General features: G+C 61.1%; 12 protein-coding genes. 5 read left to right on the top strand and 7 right to left on the bottom strand.

The genetic code is table 11. The features are described from left to right. The first annotated feature begins 133 nt into the window (after positions 1-133). Positions 134-802 carry an SGNH hydrolase domain-containing protein gene (locus QZX93_RS22865; RefSeq protein ID WP_366761039.1) on the top strand — a complete coding sequence of 223 codons (669 nt, stop codon included), beginning with the start codon at positions 134-136 and terminating at the stop codon, positions 800-802. Positions 803-1,240: 438 nt separating this feature from the next. On the opposite strand, the gene QZX93_RS22860 is transcribed toward QZX93_RS22865, so the two are convergent. The 3 genes from QZX93_RS22860 to QZX93_RS22850 all read right to left on the bottom strand — a co-directional run bounded on the left by QZX93_RS22860 (position 1,241) and on the right by QZX93_RS22850 (position 3,600). Next, positions 1,241-2,662, bottom strand: coding sequence for an IS1380 family transposase (locus QZX93_RS22860; RefSeq protein ID WP_295388564.1), 1,422 nt, complete (start codon positions 2,660-2,662; stop codon positions 1,241-1,243). A gap of 295 nt (positions 2,663-2,957) precedes the next feature. Beyond that, on the bottom strand, positions 2,958-3,350 hold the full coding sequence (locus QZX93_RS22855; RefSeq protein WP_295388561.1) for a helix-turn-helix domain-containing protein: 393 nt from the start codon (positions 3,348-3,350) through the stop codon (positions 2,958-2,960). Next, entirely contained in the window at positions 3,313-3,600 is a 288-nt protein-coding gene (locus QZX93_RS22850; RefSeq protein ID WP_295388559.1) for a BrnT family toxin, read from the bottom strand. Before QZX93_RS22850 ends, QZX93_RS22855 begins: the two co-directional genes overlap by 38 nt. A 30-nt stretch (positions 3,601-3,630) precedes the next feature. Between QZX93_RS22850 and QZX93_RS22845 the strand changes: the two genes are divergently transcribed. Together QZX93_RS22845 and QZX93_RS22840 are read left to right on the top strand one after the other, a co-directional pair. Further along, complete coding sequence (locus tag QZX93_RS22845; RefSeq protein ID WP_295388558.1) at positions 3,631-3,909, top strand: hypothetical protein; 279 nt, start codon at positions 3,631-3,633, stop codon at positions 3,907-3,909. A gap of 210 nt (positions 3,910-4,119) precedes the next feature. Then, positions 4,120-4,668 carry a heme-binding protein gene (locus QZX93_RS22840; protein ID WP_295388557.1) on the top strand — a complete coding sequence of 183 codons (549 nt, stop codon included), beginning with the start codon at positions 4,120-4,122 and terminating at the stop codon, positions 4,666-4,668. A gap of 224 nt (positions 4,669-4,892) precedes the next feature. On the opposite strand, the gene QZX93_RS22835 is transcribed toward QZX93_RS22840, so the two are convergent. From QZX93_RS22835 to QZX93_RS22820, 4 genes are read right to left on the bottom strand one after another with little or no spacing between them, the layout of a single operon-like run. Then, positions 4,893-5,249: a hypothetical protein gene (locus QZX93_RS22835; RefSeq protein WP_295388556.1), complete on the bottom strand. Its 357-nt coding sequence runs from the start codon at positions 5,247-5,249 to the stop codon at positions 4,893-4,895. Between the two features lie 48 nt (positions 5,250-5,297). Further along, positions 5,298-6,296 carry a PDC sensor domain-containing protein gene (locus tag QZX93_RS22830; RefSeq protein ID WP_295388554.1) on the bottom strand — a complete coding sequence of 333 codons (999 nt, stop codon included), beginning with the start codon at positions 6,294-6,296 and terminating at the stop codon, positions 5,298-5,300. Positions 6,297-6,321: 25 nt separating this feature from the next. Further along, positions 6,322-6,942 carry a DUF938 domain-containing protein gene (locus tag QZX93_RS22825; RefSeq protein WP_295388553.1) on the bottom strand — a complete coding sequence of 207 codons (621 nt, stop codon included), beginning with the start codon at positions 6,940-6,942 and terminating at the stop codon, positions 6,322-6,324. A gap of 20 nt (positions 6,943-6,962) precedes the next feature. Next, positions 6,963-7,562: a YceI family protein gene (locus QZX93_RS22820; protein WP_295388551.1), complete on the bottom strand. Its 600-nt coding sequence runs from the start codon at positions 7,560-7,562 to the stop codon at positions 6,963-6,965. 773 nt (positions 7,563-8,335) lie between these two features. Here QZX93_RS22820 and QZX93_RS22815 point away from each other — a divergent pair. Both QZX93_RS22815 and QZX93_RS22810 read left to right on the top strand, forming a co-directional pair. After that, on the top strand, positions 8,336-10,132 hold the full coding sequence (locus QZX93_RS22815; RefSeq protein ID WP_295388549.1) for a cation diffusion facilitator family transporter: 1,797 nt from the start codon (positions 8,336-8,338) through the stop codon (positions 10,130-10,132). 24 nt (positions 10,133-10,156) lie between these two features. Further along, complete coding sequence (locus QZX93_RS22810; RefSeq protein ID WP_295388547.1) at positions 10,157-10,474, top strand: hypothetical protein; 318 nt, start codon at positions 10,157-10,159, stop codon at positions 10,472-10,474. Positions 10,475-10,501: the final 27 nt, after the last annotated feature.

Genomic DNA, 10,501 nt, shown 5'->3' with positions numbered 1-10,501 from the left:
TTGAAGATTAAGTTGCAGGCCGCCTTACAGGCACTGCAACAGAATACTGATCGTGTGAAATCTTTCTTTTATCTGCCAGATACATTATATGCTGCATAATTAATAGTTAGTCGTGATAACTCATTAGGCCGCTATAATATGGGGCGATTCTCACGCTGCTTCTTTGTATCGAGGATTGCTAAAGCAGAGTCTAGAATCTGGGTTTAATTTGGCGCAATATAACGCATCGGGCTGCCCTCCCGTTTTCGACTTCGACGTGGATAATCGTAAAAACTGCAAGGCTCTTAATGCATTTACTCTAAGAAAAATTATAATGAAAAAACCAGACATTGTTATATTGGCAGCATACTGGCTTTTGTATGACGGAAAACATGACGAGTCTAAAAAGCCATGGGGTTATTTGTCCGCCGAAAAACTAAGCAATACACTATCAATCCTTAAATCGTTAGGAATAAGAAAGATTATTATTGTGGGCCAGCTGCCAACCTATCGTCAGTCACAAACAAAGATTGGAGCAAGGGTTTTTGTTCCCAAAAGAACCAGGAGAACGTACTCGGGTTACGTTTATGAATCAAACAGCACAGACAATCGCATTCGCCAAGTGGCAGCGAATGATAATATTGATTTTATTTCTCCGATTGATGTTCTTTGCAATGAATCCGGCTGTTTGGTTTCGACGTCGACAGACGTGTTTAAGCCTTTAGCCTGGGACTATGGACACCTTACAACAGATGGTTCTGAGTATTTGATTGAGTCCTGTTTGCGAAGCCATTTAATTGAATTTCCGACCGACCAAGAGTAACTGAAGTTTCCGGCTTTGCCAGGGGGGGCGCAGAGCGGAAATAGGCGACGTACCACGGAATCGTTCGCGGGAAAACACTCGCTACCCGCCTGCCGCTATTTAAGAAATGGTAACTGTTCAGCCCAACCCTAACCATAACCCTAAAAAGAGAAGGGGGCTGGCTAAATTAAATTAGCTGGCAATCTGGGGTCTAGCCCGCATCGCTCACGAACCGGAAGCGCATACACATAATGGATGCATGAGGGGCCTGCCACCGCGACAGCAGGGGGTGCCGGCGACACGGCGCGGGCTATATCGATAGGGAATGGATCATCTTGGGTGCCAAGCCCGTGCGATAATGGTGGATATTGGGCCGTTTTGTCCGCGTTCGGGCATAGCCGCCCGTCAGCGCCGCCAAGCGGCACTGTCGCGGGCGATCAGGGCAGGGCGAGCGGTCGCTCAGGTGGCGATCACCCCCGGCGGCCCACCGCGGAGGTTGTGCAACGCCTGGCGAAACAACTCGACACCGGGGAAGCTCTCGGAGAACGAGACCCGTACCCGGCGCACGCTGATACGCACCTGCGCACCGATCTTCAGCAGCTTCAAGCGAATGGTGCCGCATTGGGCGCGGGCGAGTTCCGTTCCCTGTAAGCCGAGCCGGCGTACCGCACACAGCAGCACATAGGCGAAGGAGGAGAAATACAGGCGGTTCTGGTTGGCCCTCATGGTATGGCTGCTGGTACGGTCGGCGAACAGGTCCAGCTGCTGCTCCTTGATGCGGTTCTCCATGTCGCCGCGGGCGCAATAGAGGTCCTCGTAGAGGGTGCGGGCGTCGGCCCGCGTGGCAGGCAAGGAGGTGACGACGAAGCGCGGATTGGCGCCTTTGGCAAGGTGTTCGGCCTTGGCGACCACGCGTCGCTCTTGGCTCCAGCTATCGACGGTGCGGTAGCGCAAATCATCAAAGACCCGGCTGGCCTGCCCGTGTTCTTGATAGAGGCGCTCCGCCTCGCCCATGGCTTCCGCTATCTGCTTGAGCAAGCGTTTGTTTTTAGCCAGGCCAAGGACAAACTGGACGTCATTGGCCTCGCACCATGCCATGATGTCGTCGCGACAGAACCCGGAATCGCCACGGATGATGATTTCCACCTGCCCCCAGCGGGCGCGAATCCGGGCCACGATCCGCGTCAATTCCTCGACGCTGCCGGCCGCCGCATCAATGTCGGAGGCGCGCAGCCGTGCGCATAGCAGATGCTCGCCGCTGAAGATGTAGAGCGGCAGGTAGCAGTAGTGGCCATAGTAGCCATGGAAGAAACGCCCTTCCTGATTGCCATGCAGGGGGTCATCGGTGGCATCCAGGTCAATCCAGATCGAACGCGGCGCCGTCGGGTGCGCGTCGAGGAAGCAATCGACCAACAACGCGTCCATCCCCGCCGGGTGGGCGACGATCTTCTTATACCGCGCATCCGCCTTGGCGTCCTCGGGCGTCAACTCCAAGCGATTGAGCGTGCTGGAACTGGCCAACGCCTTACCCCGATCACGGGGGTGAAGCCGATCGGCGCCACTGGGGTCCGCCTTGCCGACCACCGCCGCCAGCAATGGATCCAGCCGTAACCGATCATGATCGTTGAGGTCTTCGTAACCCAATGCCAGCGCATACACCCGCTGCCCAACCAAATCCAGTACGGTGTGTTCGATGGCGTCCGGGTCACGATCGTCCGTGAACTGCTCGGTGAGCCGCGCGAGGATGCCGGTGCGCACCTCGGCCTCGCGCAGCAGCAGCCCGCCGCCGCCGGAACTGATCATGCCCCCATCGAACGCCGCGACCACTGGGCGCTTGCCCAGCGCGTGAAATTCCAGCTGTTCAGGTTTACACTCTGTCATCGAAGGGCCGCCCTCTCGCCGGCAAATAACATGTTGTTCGCACAACCGTTATGCCAGAGTTGGCGGCCCTTTTTCAACCCCACGGTGAGATATCCGGGCTAAGGCGGATGCCCGCAGGGCAATTCGCCATTGCCATGATCGCATACGTCAGCAGTGCCTGGGGCGTTCCCCCCTATACCCCGGAGGCAGGGTTACCGGGTTACGCCAAGCCACCGGCCTCCATTTGACGCTTGCCGGATGAGTCGCCGTGTTCGGGTGGCCACTACTCGCGTCAGCGTAGGATGGAAGAGCAAAATTAAATGGGTGATTGCTGCAGTGCGCGGCGCACCCCGTCAGGATCGCGGGCAATGACGGTTAAGTATGCCCGCGCCGGTTGATCCGGTTGCGTGCGGCCTTGTTCCCAATCGCGCAACGTCCCAAGAGGCACATGATAACGTGCCGCAAACTCTTCTTGTGTAAGACACAAGGCGCGGCGCAACGTCTTGATTCGGGGAATACGCCGGGCCTTTCGTAATTCGTCCTCGGCCATCGGTCGCGCGTCGGGGTCGGCCATGGCCGCCGCCTCAATCTCCGCCGCTGTCATGGGACGCATAGGCGTTTGCGCAAACCGGCGCTCGCGGCCATCTTCCAGCACTTCAACGACGTTGCCGTCAGATTGAATTTTCGCTGTAGTAGTAGTCTTGTTCATGTTTTTCCGCTCTTCTGGCTGCAATCACGCGGGTTCGATTATGGCGCTCGGTATAGGTCACATGGAGAAGAACGCCGTCGCACATGCCAAGCAGATTGATACGCTCTTCCACGTAACTCTCGCGGTCGTCTATCCACTCGACCGCAAAGTGATCGAGAAAAACCTTAATCGCGTAATCGAACGCTACGCCATGGTTGCGCCAGTTTATTGCGGCTTTGGCGTCATCCCACTCAAAAATATCATCTTGCATGACGCTACTGCTTACCCGTAGTTTTGTCAAGTGGCAGAGATCGACCTCGGTACGCTGGAAATCTCCAAGTATGCCCTGCACGACATCTGCGCGCGGACCAACGCGCAGATCAAGGGCGAGGTACTGACCCGCTTGGTGCAGTTGGCGTTGCGCCATATATACAGCCAGGAGCGCACCGCGACGCTGCGCGAGCACTTGGCCCTGATGCGGCAGATCGGCGACCAGACCACCGCGTCAGGCTGGGATCCGGTGGGAGCGGCTTCAGCCGCGACGCGAGCTCGCAGGCGGGCGTGGGCTCGTCGCGGCTGAAGCCGCTCCCACTCCGGGGCAGTTTACGAGCGATCCAAGAGCAATCAGTGACGTCTGCGCGCCGGACCGGCTAAAGCCTCGACCTCCAGTGGCCGGAACGACGATCAAGGCCCCGCTGATCAACCGCGTTTGCTTCACCACTGGGGTACCTCAATGAGCCGTTTTCGGTTTCTTACTGCCTTTATCTTCTGCTTGGTGTGGAGTCATGTCATGGCCATCGAAGAGCCCCCGTACACCGTGGACCGCGTGGACGATAGCGTGGAGGTGCGCCACTATGCGCCGTATCTGGTGGCGGAAACCCGCGTCAATGCGCCTGTCGATGAGGCCGCAAATCAGGGCTTTCGCATTCTGGCGGGGTACATTTTCGGCAAGAATAAAGGGTCTCGCAGCATCGCGATGACCGCACCGGTCGCGATGACGCCGACGAAGATCGCGATGACGGCGCCGGTGTCGCAGAGTGCCGGCGTCGACGGGTACCTGATTGCCTTCGCGATGCCCAAAGAATGGACCCTGGAGACCCTTCCAGAGCCAACCGACCCGCGCGTGACGTTGCGCGCGATCCCGGCGAGAACAGTCGCCGTCATTCGCTACTCCGGCACCTGGACACAGAGTCGCTATAACGATCACTTGAAGACGCTGCAAGGCATCCTCACGCAACGTGGCCTCAAGTGGCATGGCGAGCCGGTGTGGGCGCGCTATGACCCGCCGTGGAAGCCCTGGTTCTTGCGCCGCAATGAGATCTGGCTTGAGCTTGATTGAGGGCCGAGCGGGTGCCGTGTCGGCCGCTCCGACCGGGGCCTGTCGTCCTTGGTCATCATGCTGGCCACCGCGCTAACGCCGATGCCGTTGGTCCGCGCAGCGGACCCTAGCAGCCTGTCGGACTTGATGGCGTAACCGATTGATTAAACAGGAAAACGACTTTTTGGCGCAAAAGAGGAAACTCTTTGCATTCAATCGGTTGCATCACTAAGTCCGACAGCCTGCTAGGGCTGAATGAGCAGACACCGCGCTGGGGCTTCCAGGTGTACCGCGATCTTCGCCTGGGCCAGGTCGCACAGGCCGCACTGACGGCAGGCGGCGCTGCCGTGGGGGCTTAAGGGGAGCAAGGCGCGCAGGCGCCGCCCACTCGCGGCACTGAGGTCGCTGTCGGCCGGGTGGGCTTCAAGCAACTGCTGCGCCTCGGCGCTGAACTGGGCGATGACATCCTCCAACTCCTGGCAATGTTCGCGCTGTCCGGCGGCGTCGATCAGGCTGTTCAGGCAATCGACGAAGGCGCGGTTGCGGCGGTCGGTCTCTGCATCACCGCTGCGATAGCGGCTGATCCAGCGGATGGGGCGCATGCTCCGGCTCCATTGTGGTTTTCAGGTTTCCGGTGCGGCCAGACCCCATCAGGGCGTCCCACTCGCGTCGCCCCCGTCTGGGGTGCCAACGGCGCAAAATACGCCGGCCCCGATCCAGAAGTCCAGGTTCTTTTCCAGGAACTCGTCCCAGCGCATGTAGTGTGAGCCGTCGCAAGAGAAGATGAGCGAGACGATACCGTTCATGACGTTGAGCGAGCCGGCGCGCAGGTAGATGTTCTCGTCCATGAAGCGCAGGTCGCGAAAGGCGCGCAAGATTCCGAACACCTGCGCGGCCGGTATCATGGCGTCGTCCGCATAGTCTCGGCGTGGATAGGCGAGACAGATGCCGGGGTTGTTCAGGTCCTCGAAGTCGAGCACCCGGTAGCGATAGGGGTCGTCGAAGAGCCAGAGCGTGGCCCTGGAGCTTGAGAAATGCAGCTTGGCATGGAACACGCCGTGGGCCAGTACCAGCTCGGTGACGAGGTCGAGCACTGCGTCGATGCGGCTATCCATCAGGCTTTCGACGCGCTGCTGGTAGAACAGCCCGCCGCGGATGGCCGGGTCCCCCTTCATCTGGAGCCATTGGTCCGGTTGGCGGTAGAGCTCGCGGGTGAGCGGCAGGTCGCGCAGGTCGAAGTCCGCCCCCAGGAACCCGAGCAGGGTGCCATCGGCGTTGGTCAGGCGCTCGACCGCGGTCAGTGAGGGTCGGCGCTGGTTGCGGCTCAGATAGGCCGCGGACAGTGAGAAGGGCGCGCCGGCCAGGGCCTCGGCCAGATAGGGGCGCTGGCTGCGGTCGCGGCCAAGGTTCTCGGGCAGGACCCCCTCGTGGGAGAGGTTGGCAGTCACCTGATGCGCCTGGCGATCCAGCAGGTAAAGATACTTGCAGTAAGGGAGCGTCCGCAAGGCTTCTCCGAGCAGGCGCTCCAAGGCCCCCCGGTCGCCCCAGTCAGCGCGACAGGAGGTCCCCAAGCGAGCCAGGACGCCGGCCAGGCGCCCATGCAGCAGCATGCGTTGACGTGCAACCGCGGCCTGTAATGCATCGCTCATGACAATCGTGTTCCCGATGTATTCGCTAACCTGGTGCGGTGCGCCGGCACCACACCAGCGTCCGGTTGTTGACGGGCATGGGGTGGTCGGCCCGCAGTTCCAGACCCGCATGATCCGCCAGCGTTCGCAGGGCGTCCAGATCCCGCACCCCCATCCGCACATCCCGGGCCTTGAGCGACGCATCGAAGCGGGCATTGCTGTCGCTGGTATGGCGCCCGCCATCGCTGAACGGTCCATAGAGTGCGAAGGGCGCTCCAGGTGCCAAGCATCGACCGACGCCCTGGAACATCAGGCCAACCTCGGGAAATCCCATAATGTGGGCGGTATTGGCACTGAAGATGCCGTCGAACGGACCAGCGGGCCAGTCGCCGGTCACATCCAGGCTCAGGGGCTCCGGCAGGTTGGGCAGTTGTGCCTCCGCCAACCATTGCCGTATCCCTGGGAGATGGGCCGGGACATCGCTGGTCTGCCATATCAGGTGGGGCAGCCGGGCGGCGAAGTACACGGCATGCTGGCCAGTGCCGCTGCCGATCTCCAATACCCGGCTGGCCTTGGCGAAGAGGGGGGCGATGATGTCAAAAATAGGCGCCTGGTTCTCCTCGCACGCCAGCGAGAAGGGTTTTTCTTGAAGCGAGTCGGTTGCCATGGTTTTATCCGCGCGGCGGATCAATTGCCCCCGTCCACGAAGGTCAGGACAAAACTCACCGGCACGGCGTTGCTGATGGCCGCGAGCCCGGCGACCTCCCGCAGCTTCTCGACCCCCTCGGTCATACCGAATTTGGCCGCATCCACCACCACCGGCTTGACGCTCGCCACCATCAGGGTGTTGCTTGCGACCTTCGCGGCCTGCACGACGAGTGTGACGGGTTGCGTCTGTCCGTGCAGGGACAAGGTGCCCTCGGCGGTGATGTCGGCGATCTCACCGACCGCCATCGCCTTGATCCGCTCCGGATCGATCTTAGCGGTGAACACGGCGTCCTTGTAGTCGGCCGTATCGAACAGGATCTCCCGCATCCGCTGGTTGCGGATGGGGACCAGGGTCTCGACGCTGTCCAGCATCAGGGCGATATCGGCCTTCCCATCGGGGGCGATGCGGCCCTTGATCTCGTTGAAGGTGTGGACCTCGGCCACGTCCTTGGCCTTGATGGAGACAAAGGCCAGGTGCGAGCGGGCCGGGTCAAGCGTCCAGTCCGCCCAGGCGGGTGCGGCGGCCACGGCAGAGGCGAGTGCGGCGACGATGGCGAGGCGTAGGGCGGAACGGTTCATGAGGCTACTCCGGTGTCAATGTAATGCCGGAAATGGCACGTCGGGCGCGGATTGCAAGGGTCTGCTGGATGAGTCTGCTTTGGGCGGTTTGCTGACGGATAATTGATTTGTAAAATTATTTTTTCTGGCGCGAGGACGCTGGGCGCGGGGGGGGTTAACGAGGCGTGTTATAGCATCTCGCGGCTCCGTGGTGGGGCCGCGCAGGTCGTGATGTTGAAAGTGAAAGTCGCGCCGGGATCGCGGTCCCATTCACCCTATCCCTCTGGGGGAGGGCGGGGTGGGGGAATGGCCAAGGCGCCCGCCACTTTCATCTTGCGGGGTGATGCGGGCGCCATGGCAATTAGTCGGCGTGCGATAAGCCGTTACCCGACCGAGCCCCCCAGTGCGTAGGGCACCAGCGGAACCAACATGATGCCGATGGCCAGCCACATCGCATGGTTGCTACGGGTAGTGAGTTCTTTGTCACTCATGATCTTCACCTTACTTGAGTATTGGTTTACCGTTATCCTGTAGCACATCGGGCAGTCTGTTGTACCTGTGGGAGCGATCCAACGACGCCTTGGTGTGCCTACGGTTGCGAAGATACAGACCGCGCCGACCAAGCTGAAATGGGTATTTCCGACTGCAACGATAGGTTTCCGCCTCATCTTGCAACAGCAACGAATTTTTCCCAGTGTAGGAGGTGAGACATGACGGCGGTTGATGGAGATCCGCGGCTTGGCCGCACAAGCCCAACCAACCTTGGGGCATCCACGCAGCAGGAGGGCGCTGGTATGCGCCAAACCCTGATCGCCGCGTTCATTTCGGCGTCCGCCTGCGCGCTCTTCGCGCTGGTGCTCTGGGTCTTGGCGATGCGTGAGCCGGGTCTGGTCCTGATCGTCGGCGCGGCCCTCACCACGAGTCGGGCCATCACCGCTGCCCTCATTGTCGCCGGGGTCCGTCTCGCACGCCACCATACGGCGGACTTCCCGGAGGGCCTGTACAAACTTGAGAACCTGCTGGCGCTGGCCATCGGCTGCTTGATCGTGTTGGGCGCCTACGAGCTCGGTCGTGTTGCGCTCGTGGCCGCCATGACGGGCCGCGATCTGATTGCGGACCCGCGTCAGTCGCTCGTCTTCATGGCGGTCGCCAGCGTCCTCGCACTCGGGCTGGGCATCTACAAACAGGTTACGGCGCGGCGCACCGGCAGTGTGGCGCTGCGTGCAGACGCGACTCACTCGTTCGTCGATTTCGTGGCTGGGGTGGCACTCTGCGGCGGTCTTGCACTCGACCTTGCCGGTGTTCCGGCCGCTGATTCCTTCGCCGCCCTGGTGGCGTCGCTCTTTGTCCTATGGGCTGGCGCCACCATCAGCTATCAAGCCGTTCGGGTATTGCTCGATGCATCCCTGGAGCGCGAGCTGCTGGACGAGGTCGCCGTCATCGCGGCGGGGGCGCCCATGGTGAGCAAGGTACTGGCGGTCGCTGGGCGCAACTCAGGCAGTTTCCGTTTTCTCAACTTGCGTCTTGCGATCGCCGCGGACGATCTCAATCAGGCCGAAGCGGCCACGGCGGCGCTCAAGGCCGCGATCCGTGCGCGCATCACCAATGTCGATGCCATCATTGTTGAGCTCGTCAATGCATCGGCTGCTGAACCGGCGGTGGTGCTGGCGGCGACCGCGAGCCCAGCCGCAGGGGTGGGAACCTTGGTTGGCCCACCGATCCATGCGCACGGGCCCCTATACCTGTCTGCGACCGAGCGGGCGGAGGCCGTCTCGGCGCTCGTGTCGGTCGTCATGGCGGCGGCGATGCTGATCGTGGCCAACATGACCGGCAGTCTCTCCATCCTGGCGGAAGGCATCGACACCGTCGTCGACGTCGTTGCCGCCTTGGCCGTGCTCGCGGGTATCAGGCTCGCCGCGCGGCGCACCGACGGCTTCCCGCTCGGGCTCTACAAATTGGAAAACCTGGTCGCGACCGGTATCGGTGTACTGATCCTGTTCAGCGGCTATGAGCTTGCCCGCGAGGCCATCGGTCGCATGGTCTCAGGGGCGGGCGTCGTCGACAATCCGTTGTTAATCATCGTCGTGATGGCCGCGGTGACGGCGACCACCGCGGGTCTGGCCGCCTATAAGTTCCGGGTCGGTCGGGTCCATGGCTCGCCCGGTCTCCAGGCCGATGCCCGTCACGCTTGGATCGACGCCTGCGCCAGTGCCGGGGTGGCACTTGGCGTCGGTCTTCAGTGGGCCGGCATCCCCTATATGGACAGTGTCACCGCCTTGGTGGTGGTGGCGCTGTTGGTGTGGGGCGGCGCCGAGTTGACGCGCGACGGCTTGCGCGTCCTCCTCGATGCCTCGCTGGAGGAGGATGTTTTGCAAGCAGTCAGAGGTGAGGCGCAGGCCCAGCCTGGCGTGAATCGCGTGGTTGCGGTGACCGGACGGAACTCGGGGAGCTATCGCTTCGTGACCGTGCAGATTGTACCGGCGAGCGGTCGCCTGGCCGCGGCCGAGTCCACCGCCGGGCGCGTCGCGGCCGCGGTGCGTGAGCGGATCGAGCGTATCGACCAAGTGTCAGTGGAATTGCTGGCCGCTTAGGTCGTTAATCAGAGGTCTAAACGCATGGACTCACAGCGGGAACTTAAGATTTTAGGACTGCTGGATAGTCTGCTGGCAGACGAACAGCGGGTTATTCAGAGGCAGACCAAAAAGCGGGCCGCCATCTATCTTGCTGGGTGGATTGGACTGGTCGTCGCGTTTTCCATCGTTATCTTGAAGGGGGATCTGGCTGGCATGGTTGCTGCGGTCATTGCCGCAATCTCAGGGGCCTTGGGGGGGATTGCGCTATTTGCCAAGGACGCGGCTAAACAATGGCCGGTAATAAAACCGCATATCGACCAAAAGAGTATTGCGGACCGCATTAAGAAATTAGAGTCGTAACGATTGGGCGGCGGCACATCGGGGTAC

Source organism: uncultured Thiodictyon sp. (assembly GCF_903946935.1).
In the GTDB taxonomy this organism is placed as follows: Bacteria; Pseudomonadota; Gammaproteobacteria; order Chromatiales; family Chromatiaceae; genus Thiodictyon.
This window is presented reverse-complemented; position numbering and strand designations above follow the sequence as displayed.

Excerpts from the sequence above, each read along its gene's own strand:
- QZX93_RS22860 (WP_295388564.1), bottom strand. The coding sequence starts at position 2,662 with ATGACAGAGTGTAAACCTGAACAGCTGGAATTTCACGCGCTGGGCAAG.
- QZX93_RS22855 (WP_295388561.1), bottom strand. The coding sequence starts at position 3,350 with ATGAACAAGACTACTACTACAGCGAAAATTCAATCTGACGGCAACGTC.
- QZX93_RS22850 (WP_295388559.1), bottom strand. The coding sequence starts at position 3,600 with ATGCAAGATGATATTTTTGAGTGGGATGACGCCAAAGCCGCAATAAAC.
- QZX93_RS22840 (WP_295388557.1), top strand. The coding sequence starts at position 4,120 with ATGGCCATCGAAGAGCCCCCGTACACCGTGGACCGCGTGGACGATAGC.
- QZX93_RS22835 (WP_295388556.1), bottom strand. The coding sequence starts at position 5,249 with ATGCGCCCCATCCGCTGGATCAGCCGCTATCGCAGCGGTGATGCAGAG.
- QZX93_RS22830 (WP_295388554.1), bottom strand. The coding sequence starts at position 6,296 with ATGAGCGATGCATTACAGGCCGCGGTTGCACGTCAACGCATGCTGCTG.
- QZX93_RS22825 (WP_295388553.1), bottom strand. The coding sequence starts at position 6,942 with ATGGCAACCGACTCGCTTCAAGAAAAACCCTTCTCGCTGGCGTGCGAG.
- QZX93_RS22820 (WP_295388551.1), bottom strand. The coding sequence starts at position 7,562 with ATGAACCGTTCCGCCCTACGCCTCGCCATCGTCGCCGCACTCGCCTCT.
- QZX93_RS22815 (WP_295388549.1), top strand. The coding sequence starts at position 8,336 with ATGCGCCAAACCCTGATCGCCGCGTTCATTTCGGCGTCCGCCTGCGCG.
- QZX93_RS22810 (WP_295388547.1), top strand. The coding sequence starts at position 10,157 with ATGGACTCACAGCGGGAACTTAAGATTTTAGGACTGCTGGATAGTCTG.